The organism is Alphaproteobacteria bacterium RIFCSPHIGHO2_01_FULL_41_14, from assembly GCA_001767855.1.
Taxonomy (GTDB): Bacteria; Pseudomonadota; Alphaproteobacteria; order UBA7879; family UBA5542; genus 2-01-FULL-41-14.
The window spans coordinates 808,949-827,710 of sequence record MEMF01000002.1 but is presented as its reverse complement, the minus strand read 5'-3'; the positions used below and the strand labels follow the sequence as shown (position 1 = coordinate 827,710).

Here is an 18,762-nt window from a genome sequence, read left to right as displayed (position 1 = left end):
AAGAGGGCTCAGACTGCCTTCATCCTCGCAGCTTTCAGCTTTTCAAAATCTTCTCCCGCATGGTAAGACGAGCGCGTGAGGGGGGAGGCGGAGACCATATGAAACCCTTTTCCACGAGCCATTTTCTCGTAGTCGGCAAACTCTTCGGGCGTAGCATAACGCATCAACGGGTGATGTTTGGGGGTGGGCTGCAAATATTGACCGATGGTCATGAAATCCACGTCTGCGGCACGGAGGTCATCCATCACCTGATAGATCTCCCCCCTTTCTTCCCCAAGGCCCACCATGATGCCCGACTTGGTGAAGAGGGTGGGGTCAAGCTGCTTCACGCGATGGAGTAAATTCAGCGAATGAAAATATCGGGCGCCAGGACGCACGGTGGCATAAAGCCGGGGGACTGTTTCAAGATTGTGGTTATACACGTCGGGCTTGGCGGCCACCACAATTTCGAGGGCGCCAGGTTTGCGCAAAAAATCAGGCGTCAAAATTTCAATGGTGGTATGAGGGGATGTTTTGCGAATAGCCGCTATGGTTTGGGCGAAATGCTCAGCCCCCCCATCTGGCAAATCATCCCGATCAACAGAGGTAATCACCACATGGGCGAGGTTTAGTTTTTGAAGAGCCTCAGCCACGCGCTCGGGCTCGTGCGGGTCCAAGAGATCGGGTCGGCCCGTTTTAATATTACAAAAAGCGCACGCTCGGGTACAAACGCTGCCCAAAATCATGATAGTGGCATGTTGCTTGGCCCAGCACTCCCCAATGTTGGGACAGGCGGCTTCTTCACAGACGGTGTTGAGCCTGGCGCCCCGAATCAGCTCACGCGTGGCGTGATATTGAGGAGAGACGGGAGCTTTCACCTTGAGCCAAGAGGGTTTGGGCAGTTTTTCTGTCATGGGAATTTTCTAAAAATGAATCGCTTTTCCGTAGGCATCCAACACCGCCTCGTGCATCATTTCTGAGAGGGTGGGATGAGGGAATACGGTGTTTATCAGGTCAAGTTCGGTGGTCTCGAGGGTTTTCCCAATGACGTATCCTTGGATGAGTTCGGTGACCTCAGACCCAATCATATGCGCGCCCAACAGCTCGCCTGTTTTTTCATCAAAAATGGTTTTGATAAGGCCCTCTGCTTCGCCTAACGCAACGGCTTTTCCGTTCCCCCTATAGGGAAAACGGCCCACCCGTATTTTGTAACCTTTGTGCAAAGCGGCGGCTTCGGTGAGGCCGACACTGGCAATTTGAGGTAAAGAATACGTGCAGCCGGGGATATTGAGTTTATTCAGCGGATGGGCGGTGGGGCTGTTCGCGATTTTTTCTACGCAAATGATGGCTTCATGACTGGCTTTGTGGGCGAGCCAGGGGGCACCGGCCACGTCTCCGATGGCGTAAACGCCGGGTTCGTCGGTCAGGCACCATTCGTTGGTTTTTATTTGGTTATTCTCAACTTTGATCCGTGTTTTTTCAAGCCCCAGGTTTTCCGTGTTACCAACAATGCCGGTCGCCACAATCACGCGATCAACGGTGAGGGTCGAGGATCTGTCCTTATGGTTCAAGGTGACTTTGACCGCATTTTTTTCTTTTTCCAAGCTCTTCACATTGGTGCTGGTGTGGATTTTGATGCCCTGTTTGGTGAAGTCCTTATGCGCAACGGCTGAGATTTCTGCATCTTCCACGGGGAGGATACGATCTTGAATTTCCACGAGGGTGACCTCTGAGCCGAGGGTGGCATAAAAACTCGCAAACTCCACCCCAATGGCACCCGATCCGATGATCAAGAGACTCTTGGGCATTTTCTCAGGAACCATGGCTTCTTTGGAGGTCCAAATCAACTGGCCGTCGGCTTCGAGACCTGGGAATAGGCGAGGGCGCGCGCCAGTGGCCAGGATGATATGAGGGGCGGTGAGAACTTGGGTCTCTTTACCGTGGGTGACTTTCACCCGGTTTTGTCCCAGCAATTTACCGTGACCCGTGATGACAGTCACCTTGTTCTTTTTCATCAAATGACTGATGCCGGTAGAGAGCTGTTGCGACACTTTACGCGAGCGGTCCACGATTTTTTTAATGTCAAATTTAATGGACGAGGCTGAGAGGCCAAACTCGTCCAATCGATGCATCAGGTGATAAATCTCAGCGGAGCGTAGCAAAGCTTTGGTGGGAATACATCCCCAGTTGAGGCACACGCCGCCTAATTTTTCTTGCTCCACCACGGCTGTTTTAAGACCCAGTTGTGCTGCCCGAATGGCCGCCACATACCCTCCAGGGCCGCCGCCGATAACGATGAGATCATAGGATTGTGACATGGCTCAAGCTCCTCCCACCAAAAGTAAGGCTGGGTTTTCAATGTATTTCTTGAACGCTTGCAACAGCTTGCTGCCCACGCTGCCATCCACCACGCGGTGATCCACAGAGAGGGAGCACGTCATGACGGTGGCAACGGCGAGCCCACCCTCTTTCACCACAGGGCGCTTCTCGCCCGCGCCTACGGCTAGAATACATCCTTGGGGCGGGTTGATGATGGCTTCGAATTGTTTGATGCCAAACATGCCAAGGTTAGAGACACTGAACGACCCACCTTGGAATTCTTCGGGTTTGAGACGACCTTCTTTGGCTTTTTGCACCAAGGTTTTTACTTCCTCAGAAATGGTGAGGAGCGATTTGAAGTTGGCCATTTTCACGATGGGGGTGATAAGTCCGTCTTCAATGGCGACCGCCACCGAAATATCGGACGTGGTGTAATAGCGAATGGTTTCGCCTCTCCACGAGGCATTCGCATCGGGTACATCTTGCAGCGCGAGCGCCACAGCTTTGAGGACAAAGTCGTTCACCGTGACTTTCACGTTGAAGTGGCTGTTGATGGATTGGCGGGCGGCGAGTAAGGCATCAATCTCACAATCCAGCGTGAGATAAAAGTGGGGCACCGTTTGCTTGGATTCGGTGAGGCGCTGCGCGATCACACGGCGCATATTGGAGACGGGTTTATCCTGATAAAGAGGGCCAGTGTGTGTAGGCAGGGCATGACCCCGGGCAGCAGAGCCAGGGACAAAGGTGTCAATGTCTTGCTTGACGATGCGGCCATGGGGGCCAGATCCTTGGACTTGGCGGAGATCAATGTTCTTTTCGGTGGCCAAACGCTTGGCCAAGGGAGACGCCACAATCCGCCCGGTGGAGAGCACTATGGTGGGGGCGGGGCTGGCCATTGTGGGAACGGGAGCTGAGACGGGTTCTTCTTTTTGGGCAGCGGCCGGCGTAGGCGCTTTATAATTTTCAAGGACTTTCTTATCTTCACCCTTTTCAAGGATAAGGGCGATGGGGCTGTTGACCTTTACATTCTCGGTGCCCTCGGGGATCAAAATTTTTCCGAGCGTGCCCTCATCCACCGCTTCTACTTCCATGGTGGCCTTGTCTGTTTCAATCTCGGCAACCACATCCCCGGCAGACACTTTGTCTCCCTCTTTTTTATGCCATTTGACGAGGTTTCCCTCGGTCATAGTGGGCGACAAGGCGGGCATGAGAATTTCAATAGGCATAGGAAAAACCTCCGATTTTAATTATTTATACGTTACCTTCTTCACCGCTTCAACAATATCGGCCACCTGGGGCAAGGCCAATTTTTCCAGATTGGCGGCATAGGGCAGGGGCACATCTTTGGCCGAGACGCGGAGGACGGGCGCATCGAGCAGATCAAAGGCATGCTCCATCATCTGTGAGGCGATTTCGGCGCCAAGTCCACAGGTGGGCCAACTTTCTTCCACTGAAACGAGCCGGTTTGTTTTGGTGACGGAGTCCACAATCAGATCTGTGTCGAGAGGGCGGAGCGTACGGAGGTCAATCACCTCGGCGTCAATACCTTGTTCAGCTAAAATTTCGGCGGCTTGGAGTGCTTTGCCCACCATGAGCGAGAAGGCGGTGATGGTGACGTCGCGTCCCTGGCGGACGATTTTTCCTTTGCCGAGGGGAACGGTGTGGTCGCCGTCGGGCACGTCAAACTTTTGACCATAGAGAAGCTCGTTCTCTAAAAAGATGATGGGATTGGGGTCGCGAATGGCGGATTTCAAGAGGCCTTTGGCATCTGCTGCATCATAGGGTGCCACCACTTTTAACCCCGGACAATGGCTGTACCAGCTGGAATAGCATTGGGAGTGTTGGGCCCCTACCCGAGAGGCAGGCCCATTGGGGCCACGGAATACAATGGGGCAGCCCATTTGTCCACCAGACATATAGAGAGTTTTGGCGGCGGAATTAACGATTTGGTCCATGGCTTGCATAGCAAAGTTAAAAGTCATGAACTCCACGATGGGCTTCAGCCCCATGAAAGCAGCCCCCACGCCAAGGCCGGCAAAGCCATGCTCGGTGATGGGGGTATCCACCACGCGCGCGGCGCCAAATTCTTGCAGCAATCCTTGGGTAACCTTGTAGGCGCCTTGGTATTCAGCCACTTCTTCCCCCAGGATGAAGACAGAAGGGTCCTGGCGCATTTCTTCGACCATGGCTTCACAAAGGGCTTCACGAACAGAGAGTATGGGCATGGGATATTCCTTAATTTCCTGTGAGGATATCGGTGTAAAGTTCGCTGGCCTCGGGCTCAGGAGAGGTTTGGGCAAACTCGGCACATTCTTTGATAATGTCTTTCACGCGATCGGCAATCTGATCGAGCTGAACGGCGGTGCAGATTTTTTCTTCTATCAAAACAGCTTCCATGTTGGTAAGGGGGTCATTGGAGGTTTTGTACCCCTCCACCTCTTCTTTACTGCGATACTTGGCGGGGTCAGACATGGAGTGGCCTCGATAGCGATAGGTTTCCATTTGTAATATATAGGGGCCTTTTCCTGAACGAATATGCGCGAAGGCTTTTTTGGCGGCACGTTGGACCACAAAAATATCCATCCCATCCACCTTTTCGCCCGGAATACCGTAAGGCTCACCCCGTTTATAGAAGTCTTGGTTGGGGGCGTGCCTCGCGATGGACGTACCCATGGCATATTGGTTATTCTCGACGATATAGAGCACGGGCAGTTTCCAGAGAGCCGCCATATTATAAGATTCAGCCACTTGCCCCTGGTTGGCGGCGCCATCTCCCATATAGGTAACAGAGACGGCTTTTGTGTTTTTGTATTTATGAGCGAAGGCCATGCCAGTGCCGAGGGGAACCTGCGCGCCCACGATACCATGCCCCCCGAAAAAATTTTTTTCCCGGCTGAACATGTGCATGGAGCCACCCTTGCCCTTTGAAACGCCGCCGATGCGACCAGTGAGCTCGGCCATGATCCCATTAGCCGGTATGCCACACGCGAGCATATGGCCGTGGTCACGATAGGCCGTTAAAACGGTGTCGTCCTTTTCTTGCATAGACTGGACGCCCACCACTACGGCCTCCTGGCCGATGTAGAGATGGCAGAATCCAGCGATCAGCCCCATGCCATAGAGTTGGCCTGCTTTTTCCTCAAACCGACGAATGAGCAACATGGTCTCATACAAGGCCAGCAGCTGCTGCTTGGATTGGTTGTTTACGCGAGACGTTGTCCCGAGATTTGTTTTTTCTTTGATCAACATTTTTGGACTCTTATTATTCCATAGGATAGCCCAGAAGACTAGCCCCCGCTAGTTCGTGGACAATTTTTTGTTTAAAAGATCATTCACGGCAGCGGGATTTGCCTTCCCTTTTGTTTCTTTCATTACTTGACCCACGAAGAAGACAAACAGCTTGTCTTTTCCCGATTTGTACTGAGTCACCATGTCGGGGTTGTTTTCTAACACAGTTTGAATGATTTGTTCAAGAGCGCCGGTATCTGTGATTTGTTCCAATCCTTTTTCAGATACAATGGCCTTGGGGGATTTACTGGAGGTCCACGCGTCAGTGAACACTTCCTTGGCGATGCGCCCGGAAATCACATCTTTTTGAATCAGGTTAACGAGCTCGGCCAAATGCTCCGCCGAGACGGGCACGTCATGAATGGATTTATTTTCCTTATTCATCAGCGCAAAAAAATCTCCTGAGAGCCAGTTAGAGATCAGTTTGGCGGTGGCTGGATTCTTGTTGGATTTCCATCCGTCCGTCTCAGACACGGCCTTTTCATAAAAATTGGCCACATCCTTATCTTCGATGAGAAGGTCGGCGTCATAGGGGGTGAGGCCATACTTTTTCATGAACCGCTCTTTTTTCTGGTCGGGCAATTCAGGGAGGTTTCTTTTAATACCCTCAAGATACTCATCCGTCAAAATGAGGGGCAACAGATCGGGATCTGGGAAATAACGGTAATCCATGGCAGTTTCTTTCGAACGCATGGACCGCGTCTCGCCTCGGTTCGGGTCATAGAGACGGGTTTCTTGCGTGAGCGTCCCGCCGTTTTCCAAAATTTCTACTTGGCGGCGGGCTTCGTGCTCGATGGCGTGTCCAATATAGCGAATGGAGTTGACGTTTTTGACCTCAGCTCGACAGCCCCATGATTCGCCCGGGCGGTTGACAGATACATTCACGTCTGCGCGCAGGCTGCCTTCGTCCATATTGCCATCGCTGGTGCCAAGATAACGCAAAATAAGGCGTAGTTTTTTTATAAAGGCCATAGCTTGTTCGGGGGTATTCATATCGGGAAAGGTTACGATTTCCATAAGGGCGGTACCCGAGCGATTGAGATCAATGCAAGTTTTTTTGGGATGCAAATCGTGGATGCTTTTCCCGGCATCTTGCTCTAAATGGATGCGCTCGATGCGCACATGATGTGACGTACCGTCTTGAAGATCAAGATCGAGGAAACCTTCTCCGATAATGGGGTGATAGAGCTGACTAATCTGATACCCCTGGGGGAGGTCAGCGTAAAAATAGTTTTTCCGATCGAACATGGAAAATTTATTAATTTTGGCATTGATACCGAATCCCGTTTTCACCGCTTGCTCGATACATTTTTTGTTGAGCACAGGCAGCATGCCGGGAAGGGCTGCGTCCACCAGAGAGACTTTGCTGTTGGGATCTGCCGCAAAGGAAGTGGGGGCGCTGGAGAACAGCTTGGAGGCGGACGTCACTTGGGCATGAACTTCGAGACCAATCACCACATTCCAAGGACCAGAGTCTGTATGGAGCCAATAATTTTTCGACATTAGAAAGCCTCAATGATGGGATGTTTGAACTGAGCGGCGGTTTCTAAGGCAAACGCCGCATTGAGAAGCCGATCCTCGCTGAGCATGGGGCCTAAAAGCTGCATGCCCAGGGGAAGCCCTTGATGAGAGAGACCCACGGGTACTGAAATGCCGGGGATCCCCGCCAAGTTAGCGGCCACGGTAAAGACATCTTCCAGATACATGGCGATGGGATCCATGGAGGGATCGTTAAGCGCAAAGGCATCCCCCGCGGTGGTGGGGGTCAAAATAAAATCGACCTTTGCGAAGACGTCAGTAAAGTCATTCACAATTTTCCGGCGTACTTTTTGGGCGCGGAGGTAGTAGTCTTCATAACACCCGGCTGACAACGCGTGCGTGCCGATGAGGATGCGACGTTTGACCTCGTCCCCAAAACCAGCGGTGCGGGTTTTTTCATACATTTCTTCGAGGGATCCGCCTTCTACTCTGAGGCCATATCGAACGCCATCATACCGTGCGAGGTTAGAAGAGGCTTCAGAGGGGTTCACAATATAGTAAACCGGCAGCCCATACTCGGTGTGAGGCAAAGAGACATTTATAATTTCGGCGCCCATTTCCTTAAACCAGGCAGCAGACTGTTGCCACAGACGCGCGATATCCGAATGAAGACCGGGCAAGTTGTATTCCTTGGGGATGCCAATCTTAAGGCCTTTCACCTTACCACTCAGGAATTTTTCGTAAGGAGGAACGGGGAGATTGATGGAGGTTGAGTCTTTTGGATCGTGTCCCGCCATGTGTTCCAGCACCAAGGCGGCATCTCGAACGGAACGGGTGAGAACGCCGGCATGATCGAGGGACGACGCGAAGGCGATGATTCCATAACGTGAACAGAGCCCATATGTGGGCTTGATGCCCACAACACCACAGTGGCTGGCTGGTTGACGGATGGATCCACCCGTGTCTGTGCCGAGAGCGGCCAAAGAAGAGCCAGCGGCAACAGAAGCACTGGACCCTCCGGAAGAGCCACCCGGGGTGAGATTCGTTGGATCATTCAGGCGTTTTAAAGGGTTGATACTCGGTCCAAACACGCTGGTCAGGGTGGAAGATCCCATAGCGAACTCATCGAGGTTGGTTTTTCCCAGGGAAATAGCGCCCGCCTCATTCAGCTTTTGGGTGACGGTGGACTCATACGGGGGCACAAAATTTTCCAAGATCCGGGAGGCGCAGGTGGTGCGAATATTCTTGGTGCAAAAAATGTCTTTGATGGCGAGCGGCAGGCCTTCGAGCGCGCGGGCAGTGCCTTGGACATAGCGTCTGTCAGCAAGGTCAGCCTGGATACGGGCTTGGTCAAAGGTATCCAAGATGTAGGCATTGATAGGGGAGGTTTCTTTGGCCTGACGGATATATGTATCAATGACTTCGGCCACAGAAATCTCGCGGCTTTTCAATTTTTGGCGCAGAAGATGAAAGTCTAATTTTAAAAGAGATGTCATGATCAGTCCTTATTCCACAACCTTGGGGACAAAAAAGAATCCATAGTCTTTTTCAGGGGCGTTAGCGAGAATATCTTCCCTGGAATTTTCAAGGTGAGGCACGTCTTCCCGAAGAGGGGTTTGGGGAATAAGATCAATCACGGGGTTAGCCAAAGGCTCTGTATTTGTGATGTCCACTTTCTTTAATTGGTCAATCCAATCAAAAACATTTGACAAACTGGCGGTGATTTCCGTCACCTTTGATTCCGACATTTTAAGCTGGGCGAGTTTCTCAATGTGGATGATTTGTTCTTTGGTAATCGACATTTATGCTCCAAAAATCTTCAGCAGAACATACATCACCCTCGGCGTCCTGTCCAGAGGTGGCGGTTTATTTAGGGGAAGAGGGTGGGCGGACGGTTGATCATCTTATGACTTTAGGGTTGTAAACACCGGCTGATGGGTTTTGGGATCAAAGGCCAGGGCTATTGTCCCTTCTTTGATTTTAAACGCAGTGTCCCCAAAGAGATCCAGCCTCCAGCCCTGCATGAGGGGGGAATGCTGCGGATTTTCAAGAAAAATCTCTAGTTTCTCGCGATTTCCAATCAGTTTGGACGCAATCCCATGCTGGTCTGCCATTATTTTTAACAGAATAATGAGAATGTCCACGAGCGGTGTGTTTTGTTTGGACTTGAAGTTTATTTGTCTAAGGGGGATGGCGGCCTGAATGGCGCTGAGAAGATCATTTTGTAAGTCGTTGTCTTTTATCCCGAACGACGCCAAATCTTTTTCAGAGACGGCATTTTTCGTCGCGATTTGAACCAGCACTTCGTCCTTAATCACATGAGAGCGGGGGCGGTTTTGCTGCTCGGCATAGCGCTCACGCACCGCCGCAATTTCTTTCAGCACGCCCAGAACTTCGGGTTTATGATGGGTGTGGGTTTTGATTTTTAGCCAGGCTTTATCAGGGGCAGGCTTGTAAAGCTCGGGGTTTTTCAGGAAATCTAATTCTTCGCGGATATACTCTATCTTATTCCCGGCCTGTAGACACAATTTATCATAAATGAGCCCAAGCCACTGAACATCCCCCATAGCATAGGCCATCTGTTTGGGAGATAGGGGGCGCTGGGCCCAGTCCGTGTGCTGCTGCGACTTATCAATTTTTTGCCCAGCGATGGCTTCCGAAAGTTTGTCATACGAGATGCTGTCTCCAAAGCCACAGACCATGGCCAGGATTTGGGTGTCAGCGATGGTTTGGGGAACGTCATTCCAGAGCACATACAAGACCTCAAGGTCTTGGCGGGCGGCATGGAAGATCTTCAGGATCTCATTATCCAGAAACATGGATTTTAACGGAGAAAGATCCAGCGCTTCGGGTAAGGGGTCAATGAGAACGATCTGGTCTCTAAACCCCAATTGAATAAGGCATAGCTTCGGCCAATACGTGGTTTGCCGGATAAATTCGGTATCAACACTGATGACTTTGGGTTTATTTTCGGAGAGGGACTGACAGAGTGTCTCAAGCTGCCCTTGTTGGGTGATATAAAGTGGATTCATAGAGTTTTTATACAATATCTCTCGATTTTTGTCCTCCTCTATTTAAGGGGGGGTTAGGGATAGAAAATTTTTTTGATCCCCACCCCTGTTTCTTGAGAGAATCTAAGATTCATTTTTTCAGCTAAAAGCTAGACTTATTCCTTTTTTAGGTATATAGTACCTTCTGAATTTTAGGAATAGAGGATCACAATGGCTCGCGTAACGGTTGAAGATTGTATTACAAGAATTCCCAATCGCTTTGATTTAGTGTTGATGGCGTCTCAGCGGGTGCACGAGATTTCCACAGGCGCCCCTTTAACGGTTGAAAAAGATAACGACAAAAGCTCGGTGATCGCTTTGCGTGAAATTGCGGAGGGCACTGTTTCCGTCGATCTTCTGTCAGAAGGACTTATTCAGAGCTTTCAACTGCATGTGGAAGAAGATGATGAAGAGAGGCAGGCTGTTGAGGCCCTCTCTGAGGAAAACAGTTGGTTGAGCGGTCAAGAAAGTGGTAACATTGAAGAAGAAATCAAGGAAGATGTCTTAACCATTGTCGATGATTTGGAGACCGAAGAACATCATGAAGAAGTTTCTGAGGAAGCAATTTTGGAAGACTTGGAAAATGGCCAGGAAAACGGCCAAGAAAACGGCGAAGCCTGAACAAGATCTAGGGTTTTTTGTGAAGGAGGGGGCACTTTTTGTGCCCTTTTTAATTGAATGTCGTTGAACGCCTCTGAACTTGTCAATAAAGTTCTCTCCTACGCCCCCCGGGCAGATGCCCAGCTGATTAAAAAAGCATATGATTTTGCTGAGGCCCATCATGTTGATCAAAAGCGAGCCTCAGGAGAGCCTTACATTATGCACCCGTTGGCGGTGGCTGAAATGTTGGCGGACCTCAAGATGGATGTACCCTCCGTCATCGCGGGCCTTTTGCATGATACGGTGGAAGACACGGCAGCCACCCTCAAAGATGTGGAAAAAATATTTGGATCTGAAATTACGTCTCTCGTGCAGGGCGTAACGAAACTCGCGCGGATTGGGTTGCAGTCCACCGAACAAAAACAAGCAGAAAATTTTCGTCGCCTTGTGCTGGCCATGTCGGACGATATTCGCATTCTGATGATCAAGCTTTGTGATCGTCTTCATAATATGCGGACCATTAAGCATGTTCAATCAGAAGAGAGCCGGCGTCGTGTGGCTTTGGAGACCCTTGAAATCTATGCTCCCTTGTCTGAACGCATTGGTATGAAGGGCATTCAGGAAGAGCTTCACGATTTGTCTTTCTCGCAACTGAACCCAGAGGCCTATACCATTATCACTAATCGCATCAGGCATTTGCATCAGCTTGATAAAAGCACCATGTCCTTTGTGGTTCAAGATCTGGGTGGTGTGATGCAAAAGGCGGGGATCAAAGCAACGGTGACGGGGCGCGAAAAAAGCCCGTACTCCATTTGGCGAAAGATGCAAAACAAGAATGTCAGTTTTGAACAACTTTGCGACGTGGTTGCTTTTCGGATCCTGGTTGATTCCATTGCAGATTGTTATCATGCTCTGGGGATTATTCATAACGAGTTCTTTGTGATTCCTGGTCGATTTAAAGATTATATTTCAACCCCCAAGCCCAATAATTATCAATCTCTTCACACTTATGTGATTGGCCCCAAACAGCGTCAGATTGAAATACAAATTCGCACCTATGCTATGCAAGAAGTAGCCGAGTATGGAGTAGCGGCGCATTGGCAATATAAGCAAGGTATTAAGCCCAAAGAGGGAAAACAATATCGTTGGGTACGAGGCTTGTTGGATATTTTAGAGCATGCGGCGGGGGATGATGAGTTTCTTGAGCATACAAAGCTGGAAATGTTTCACGACCAGGTATTTTGCTTTACCCCTTACGGAGACCTCATTGCGCTGAGGCGTGGGTCAACCCCCGTTGATTTTGCCTATGCCGTCCACTCGGACATCGGCAATCGCTGCAAAGGGGCTAAAATTAACGGCAAGCTGATGCCCTTGCGTACTGAACTTCGCAATGGGGATCAAGTTGAGATTGTGATTTCTCCGGGTCAAAATCCGTCTCCTACCTGGGAAAGATTTGTGGTCACCGGTAAAGCAAAAACCAACATCCGGAGATTTTTAAGATCGAAGAAAAGGTCTCAGTTTTTATCTACAGGGAAATCAATTTTCCTGAAAGAATTGCAAGCTATTCCGAAAAAAAAAGTGGGAGATATTCTTCCTAAACTCCTTAAAAAATTTCAGTTAGAAGAAGAGGATTTTTATGCGTCTTTAGGGGAGGGGGTGATCACGACGCGTGAGCTGGAGAATGTGATTCATCCGTCAGAAAAAAAAGAGTCTGTGGAGGGGGCGCCGGTGACTTTGGCGCCAGCTAAAGGTAAGCTTCCTAAAAAACCCAAGCCAAAAAGTGAGATCAAAGGGCTGGTGCCTGGAATGGTGATTCATTATGCGGGATGTTGCCATCCTTTGCCGGGGGAAAGCATCGTGGGACTTGTGACAACGGGGAAAGGGGTGACCATTCACAAAGAAGAGTGTGAAGATGTGGAAGGGTTTCAAGGAGACGTGAGACGTCTTCTGAATGTAAGCTGGGGGCCGATTTCTAAAGAAGATATGTATGTCTCCCGCATCTTTGCCGTCTTATACAATACAGCTGGCAGCTTAGGAGAGTTTACAACCGTGATTGGGCAGAAGGGGGGGAATATTTCTGATATTAAAATTACCCGTCGAAATTCTGATTTATTTGATTTTTCTGTAGATCTTATGGTACATGACTTAAACCATTTGAGCTCCATCTTAGAGAGCTTGCGGATGTCGGAGGTTGTGCATATAGTGGAACGTATTTAGTGATATTGGGAATCGGAACAGATCTTGTAGACGTGCGTCGTATTGAGACATTGATCCAAACGCATGGTCAAAGGTTTCTAGAAAAAACATTTACAGAAGACGAGAGGCTGGCAGCAGAGCGCTACTTGGACGCCAAGTTGCAGGCCATGTTTTTTGCCAAAAGATTTGCTGCCAAAGAAGCTTTTTCTAAAGCCATGGGGTGTGGGTTTGGAAAAAATTTGAGATTTTTAGACTTGGCAGTCGAAAATAATTTAAAAGGGAAACCCTCTTTCGTTGTCAAAGGGCAGAGTTTGACGTATGTTCTAGACTGTTTTGCAGGGAAAGAAATTAAAATTGATTTAAGCTTGTCGGATGAGTATCCTATGGCTTTAGCTTTTGTCATTATTTCAACAGAGTTTAGGTAGTCGTATGAGAATCTTAAAGCGGTCTTCAAGAAAAAAAGTTCAACCCAAAGGATTTTTGAGAAATCTAGGTGAAATTGTTTTAGCTATTTCGGTAGCGCTGCTGATTCGCAGTTTGGTTTTTCAGCCTTTTAAAATTCCGTCAGAATCTCTCTATCCCACGCTGCTCATCGGAGACTATTTGGCAGTGTATACGGGCAAATATGGGTATAGTAAACACTCTTTCCCCTATAGCTTACCCTTGGTTTCTGGGGAACGCCTCTTTTTCAAGCCCCCTGAGCGAGGAGAGATTACCGTCTTTAGATACCCAGAAGGGGCGGAATTGCCGCGTCTAGAAAGAGTCTGGGGGGATATTAAAGGGATTTTTGAATGGTTTTTTGTGGTCCCAGATCACATCCCGCTCGATTCTTATTGGGTTAAGCGCGTGATTGGCTTGCCCGGGGATCGGATTCAATTTAAACAAGGCATTTTGTATATTAATGGGGAGGCTTGTCCTCAACGACCAGACGGTGTGTTCGAGGAAAAGATGCCCTCAGGTCGTCTGCGGCCCGTGGCGCAATATCTCGAAACACTCCCGAATGGTGTAGAACACAAGATTATTCGGGAATCAGAAGAGGGAATGGCACCTGGGGACAATACGGAGGAATATATCGTGCCAGCAGACCATTTCTTTATGATTGGGGATAACCGCAACCATTCCAATGATAGTCGGTATAAATTAGGCCCCGTTCATAAAGACTATCTCATTGGTCAGGCCAAGATGATTCTTTTCTCCATTGATTCGGGTATCTTAGATTTGTGGAAAATTTTGAAGTGGCCTGATATTGTGCGCCTTCGTAGATTTCTGTCTGTTATTCATTAGCCATGCCTCATAAAAAACTGAGTTTAAATTATACCTTTCAAGATGCCAAGTTGCTTAAAAAAGCATTGACGCATCCGAGCTTTCCTCAAAAAACCCGGCTTGACAATTACGAGCGGTGTGAGTTTTTAGGAGATCGTGTTTTGGGCTTGGTGATTGCGTCTTATTTATACCATCGGTACCCCCAGAATAAGGAAGGGGATCTGTCAAAGCGGTTCACAAACTTGGTGCGGAAAGAAGCCCTGTTGAAGGTGGCTCAGTCATTGAATTTGGGGGATTTCATTTATATGGCTGAAAACGAGCTCGTGGCGGATGGCCAAAAAAATGAATCCATTCTGGCAGATGCGTGTGAGGCTTTGATTGGGGCTATCTATTTGGATGGGGGGTTTGACAGTGCGTACCGGTTTATCTTGGAACGATGGAGTCCTTTGCTAGAAGAGCAATCTGTGGAAATTTCTGTGGATGCCAAAACCCAGTTACAGGAATTAGTGCAGAAACATAAGAAACCATTGCCTCAGTATTCCGTCATGGCTATTACAGGCCCTGATCATGCTCCTTATTTTAAAGTCTCTCTTGCTGTTCTGGATGAACCCGTTGTTTATGGAGAAGGGCCCTCACGCCGGCAAGCAGAACAGCAAGCTGCGTCTGAAATGTTATTTCTATTAAAGAAAAAAGGATTTGATGACTAAATTTGGCTTTGTCACTCTGATGGGTGTGCCGAATGCAGGGAAATCCACCTTGCTAAATGCCTTGTTGGGAGAGAAGCTCTCCATTGTATGCCACAAGAGACAAACCACCCGCACCCGGGTGGCCGGCATTCTCACCAAGGGAGAGATGCAGGCAGTCTTGATAGACACCCCAGGCATCTTTTTTGATACAAAAGGTCGCCTGGAAAAGTCCATGGTGTCGGCGGCGTGGCAAGCAACGGCAGAAGCCCATGTGATTCTTCTGATTGTGGATACCAACAGCCCCTATCTTTTGGAAGACACCAAGAAAATCATCGAACGCCTTAGAACGGTAGAAGAAAAAGTGGTTTTGGTGTTGAATAAAACCGATAGGCTGAAAGATAAATCTAAGCTGCTAGGTCTGACAGAAGAGTTGACCGCTGCCTTTAACTTTAAAAAAGTATTTATGATTTCGGCCCAGAAAAAAACAGGGCTTCCAAAGCTCGAAGAGTTCTTATCCGAATCCTTGCCAGAAGGACCGTGGATGTATCCGGAAGATCAGCTTTCAAACCTTTCCGAGCGGTTTTTGGCAGCAGAGCTGACGCGGGAGGTGCTGCTGCATCAAGTGCACGATGAAGTGCCCCATGGCCTTGCGGTGCAAACGGAAAAGTGGGAAGACTTTGACAATGGGGATGTGAAAATTTTCCAACTTATTTGTGTGTCCCGCCCGAGCCATAAAGCCATTATCTTGGGCAAAGGAGGAACGAAGATTAAAACCATTGGTGAGATCGCGCGCACGGAAATTTCAAAAGCGCTGGGATGTAAGGTGCATTTATTCTTACATGTCAAAGTGGATGAAAAATGGCAGGACAACCCCGAATTTTACCAAGAGTTGGGGCTTGATTTAGTCTAAATGGGGGGGTGGACAGACCAAGGCATCGTGCTCAGCGTCCGGTCTTTTGGGGAAAAAGATGGGATTGTCCAGATCCTCACCCACCATCATGGATGTCATGCGGGGATCCTGAAGAACATCAGATCAAGAACAAACCAATCTCTTCAAGTGGGAACTCTTGCTGCGTGTCACTGGAAAGCGCGGCTCTCAGAGCATATGGGAAGCTGGCGTTTGGAAGCAGAGAAATCTTATCTGGCAGAGATTTTTCTAGATGCGAAACGATTGATGGCCTTAACCGTTGCGGCCCAGTTTACGTCTCAGCTTTTGCCCGAGCGGCATCCCTATCCTTCTTTCTTTCATACCTGGAAACAGTTCTTGAAAATGCTGGGGGAAGAAGAGGAATGGGAGAGGGGATACATACTATTTGAATACCATCTCTTGCAAGAGCTTGGGTTCGGCCTTAAACTAAACTCGTGTGCGGTGACGAATACGGCAGAAAATTTAAAATACGTGTCACCCCGAACGGGATGTGCGGTCACCGAAGAGGTGGGACGTCCGTATCATGACAAACTTTTGTCGTTGCCTGCTTTCCTGGTAAAAGAAGATCAGGGGGCGGATCACGCTGAAATTTTAAGAGGCCTTGAGTTGATGGGCCATTTTTTGACAAAACACTTTTCTGAACAGAAGTACGATTCTCTCTTTCAGATGAGACAACGATTTATAGAGACTTTATGACGAAGATGTCGACCGAAAAAACAATCCTTTTTAAAGACGCTCTGGGGGAGAGATATCTTTCTTACGCTCTCTCTACCATTATGGCACGATCTTTACCTGATGTGCGGGATGGGCTGAAGCCGGTGCACCGTCGGTTGATTTTTGCCATGCGTGAGTTAAAGCTGGATCCCAAATCTTCTCCAAAGAAATGTGGACGTATTGTGGGAGACGTACTCGGTAAATATCACCCTCATGGAGATGTGGCCGTTTATAATGCATTGGTGCGATTAGCCCAAGATTTCACGCTGCGGTATCCGCTGGTTGAAGGTCAAGGGAACTTTGGAAATATTGATGGCGACAACGCGGCTGCTATGCGTTATACCGAAGCGCGGTTGACGGCTGTGGCCCATGCCTTGATGGATGGGCTCGACGAAGACGCGGTGGACTTGCGCGAGACGTATGATGGAGAGCATCAAGAACCCGTGGTGTTCCCAGGCAAGTTTCCTAATTTGCTGGCGAATGGGTCGGAAGGCATTGCGGTGGGAATGGCTACCAGCATCCCTCCCCATAATGTGAAAGAACTATGCGGGGCGCTCACCCATCTGATCGATTACCCCGACTGTGAAGTTCAAGATTTGCTGGAATTCGTCATGGGGCCTGATCTTCCCACCGGCGGCCAGCTCATTGAAAACAAACAAACCATCCGCAGTGTTTATGAAACCGGGCGGGGGAGTCTGCGGGTGAGAGCGCGCTATGAGATCGAACCCCTGGAGCATGGGCAATACCAAATCATTATTACCCAAATCCCTTACCAAGTGGAAAAAGGCAGACTGGTTGAACAGTTGGCCAATCTTTTGCTGAATAAAAAAGTGCCTTTCCTCTCTAATGTGCTCGATGAGTCCACCGATGATATCCGCGTAGTCCTGACGCCGAAGAGCCGGTCGGTGGATCCTGCGGTGCTCATGTCCATCTTGTTCAAGCAGTCAGACTTGGAAACGCGCGTCAACCTAAACATGAATGTGTTGAACCATCAAAATGTACCGCGGGTGATGAACCTCAAAGAAATTTTAGAGGAATATATTAGTCACCGGCTTGTGGTTTTAAAGCGGTGTTCTGACTATCGATTGAAAGAAATTGCCCATCGGATGGAGATCTTGAAAGGACTGCTGATTGCATACCTCAATTTGGATGCGGTCATCCGTATTATTCGAGAAGAAGATGAGCCTAAACCGGTGATGCAAAAAAAATGGCATCTCAGTGATGTGCAGGTGGAAGCCATCCTGAATATGAGATTGCGGTCGCTCCGGAAATTAGAGCAACTGCAAATTCAAACAGAGCTCGATACATTAGAAGCCGAAGCCAAAATATTGAACGAGCTCTTGTCTAATCCCTCGGCAAAGATGGCCCATTTAAAGGCTGAAGTCAAAGAGATGGAAACCCAGTTTGGGGATGACGTGGTTCTTGGGCCCCGACGGACAAAAATTGAAGTTGTGGAAGAGGCGACGTTCATTCCGCTAGAAGCCACCGTTGAGAAAGAATCCGTGACCATTATCTTCACTCAAAAGGGATGGATCCGTTCTTTCAAGGGGCATTCTATCGAGCTCGATGAGATTAAATACAAAGACGGGGATGAATTGTCCTTGATGGTGAAAACAGACACCACCGAGCGCCTTCTTTTCTTTGGGACAGATGGTCGGTTTTATACCATGCGGGCGTGCGATGTTCCGGGGGGCCGTGGATTTGGCGAACCCATCCGTATGTTCCTCGATTTGCCGCCAGAGGCTGAAGTTCTGCTGATGGAACCGTATCAAGAGGGGGATAAGTTTTTGGTAGCGTCCTCCACAGGGCGTGGATTTGTGGTGGAGGCGGCGAGTGCCGTGGCCCAAACCAAAAACGGTAAGCAAATTCTGAATCTAGACGACAAAGAGCGGGCGCTCGTCTGTCATAAAATTGCGGGTGACACTGTGGCTGTGGTGGGTGAGAACAGAAAAATGCTGCTCTTCCCCGTGGCGGACCTGCCTACCATGAGCAGGGGGCGAGGGGTCATGCTGCAGAAATATGGCGATGGGGGACTCTCTGACGTGAAGACGTTCACCTTGCAAACGGGCCTCACTTGGTCGAACAAAAAGAAAAGTTACCAGGAAACAGACCTGACCACATGGCTAGGCCGCCGGGCCTCCGCTGGACGGTTGGCCCCCACCGGATTTTCCAAGAGTAATAAGTTCGGGGGGTAGGGAACGAGCCACCATTGGCTTCTCGGGCTTTATGGTCTAGGATAGTCTTATCATCTAGGAGAAAC

The 18,762-nt window shown here is 49.2% G+C and carries 17 protein-coding genes; 8 read left to right on the top strand and 9 right to left on the bottom strand.

From position 1 onward, the window contains the following. Positions 1–8 precede the first annotated feature (8 nt). The 9 genes from A2621_04110 to A2621_04070 form a co-directional block, all read right to left on the bottom strand. The gene (locus A2621_04110; protein OFW90031.1) at positions 9–899 is read right to left on the bottom strand and encodes a lipoyl synthase; all 891 of its coding nucleotides are present in this window, start codon (positions 897–899) and stop codon (positions 9–11) included. Between the two features lie 3 nt (positions 900–902). Then, positions 903–2,297, bottom strand: coding sequence for a dihydrolipoyl dehydrogenase (locus tag A2621_04105; GenBank protein OFW90030.1), 1,395 nt, complete (start codon positions 2,295–2,297; stop codon positions 903–905). A 3-nt stretch (positions 2,298–2,300) separates the two neighbouring features. Further along, positions 2,301–3,524 carry a pyruvate dehydrogenase complex dihydrolipoamide acetyltransferase gene (locus tag A2621_04100; protein ID OFW90029.1) on the bottom strand — a complete coding sequence of 408 codons (1,224 nt, stop codon included), beginning with the start codon at positions 3,522–3,524 and terminating at the stop codon, positions 2,301–2,303. Positions 3,525–3,545: 21 nt separating this feature from the next. Further along, entirely contained in the window at positions 3,546–4,523 is a 978-nt protein-coding gene (locus A2621_04095) for a pyruvate dehydrogenase (protein ID OFW90028.1), read from the bottom strand. 10 nt (positions 4,524–4,533) lie between these two features. Beyond that, a complete protein-coding gene (locus A2621_04090) occupies positions 4,534–5,547 on the bottom strand; it encodes a pyruvate dehydrogenase (acetyl-transferring) E1 component subunit alpha (GenBank protein ID OFW90027.1) in 1,014 nt (337 codons plus the stop codon). A 48-nt stretch (positions 5,548–5,595) separates the two neighbouring features. Further along, on the bottom strand, positions 5,596–7,089 hold the full coding sequence (gene gatB, locus A2621_04085; protein OFW90026.1) for an aspartyl/glutamyl-tRNA amidotransferase subunit B: 1,494 nt from the start codon (positions 7,087–7,089) through the stop codon (positions 5,596–5,598). Next, a complete protein-coding gene (gatA, locus tag A2621_04080) occupies positions 7,089–8,561 on the bottom strand; it encodes an aspartyl/glutamyl-tRNA amidotransferase subunit A (GenBank protein ID OFW90025.1) in 1,473 nt (490 codons plus the stop codon). Before gatA ends, gatB begins: the two co-directional genes overlap by 1 nt. A 9-nt stretch (positions 8,562–8,570) precedes the next feature. Beyond that, positions 8,571–8,867, bottom strand: coding sequence for a hypothetical protein (locus tag A2621_04075; protein ID OFW90024.1), 297 nt, complete (start codon positions 8,865–8,867; stop codon positions 8,571–8,573). Positions 8,868–8,969: 102 nt separating this feature from the next. Continuing rightward, positions 8,970–10,097, bottom strand: coding sequence for a ribonuclease D (locus A2621_04070; protein ID OFW90023.1), 1,128 nt, complete (start codon positions 10,095–10,097; stop codon positions 8,970–8,972). 189 nt (positions 10,098–10,286) lie between these two features. Between A2621_04070 and A2621_04065 the strand changes: the two genes are divergently transcribed. The 8 genes from A2621_04065 to A2621_04030 are packed head-to-tail and all read left to right on the top strand — an operon-like array spanning position 10,287 to position 18,697. Next, positions 10,287–10,736, top strand: coding sequence for a DNA-directed RNA polymerase subunit omega (locus A2621_04065; protein ID OFW90022.1), 450 nt, complete (start codon positions 10,287–10,289; stop codon positions 10,734–10,736). Between the two features lie 57 nt (positions 10,737–10,793). Next, complete coding sequence (locus A2621_04060; protein OFW90021.1) at positions 10,794–12,932, top strand: GTP pyrophosphokinase; 2,139 nt, start codon at positions 10,794–10,796, stop codon at positions 12,930–12,932. Beyond that, entirely contained in the window at positions 12,932–13,336 is a 405-nt protein-coding gene (locus A2621_04055) for a holo-[acyl-carrier-protein] synthase (GenBank protein ID OFW90020.1), read from the top strand. The genes A2621_04060 and A2621_04055 overlap by 1 nt, the downstream gene beginning before the upstream one ends. A gap of 4 nt (positions 13,337–13,340) precedes the next feature. Further along, entirely contained in the window at positions 13,341–14,195 is an 855-nt protein-coding gene (locus A2621_04050) for a signal peptidase I (GenBank protein ID OFW90019.1), read from the top strand. A 2-nt stretch (positions 14,196–14,197) separates the two neighbouring features. Then, positions 14,198–14,881, top strand: coding sequence for a ribonuclease III (locus A2621_04045; GenBank protein OFW90018.1), 684 nt, complete (start codon positions 14,198–14,200; stop codon positions 14,879–14,881). Beyond that, positions 14,874–15,770, top strand: a complete 897-nt coding sequence (locus A2621_04040; GenBank protein ID OFW90017.1) for a GTPase Era — start codon at positions 14,874–14,876, stop codon at positions 15,768–15,770. The genes A2621_04045 and A2621_04040 overlap by 8 nt, the downstream gene beginning before the upstream one ends. Further along, positions 15,771–16,484, top strand: a complete 714-nt coding sequence (locus tag A2621_04035; GenBank protein ID OFW90016.1) for a DNA repair protein RecO — start codon at positions 15,771–15,773, stop codon at positions 16,482–16,484. It abuts the gene before it with no gap. Then, positions 16,481–18,697 (top strand): DNA topoisomerase IV subunit A, encoded by a 2,217-nt coding sequence (locus A2621_04030; protein ID OFW90015.1) that lies wholly within the window; start codon positions 16,481–16,483, stop codon positions 18,695–18,697. Before A2621_04035 ends, A2621_04030 begins: the two co-directional genes overlap by 4 nt. The last annotated feature ends 65 nt before the right edge of the window (positions 18,698–18,762 follow it).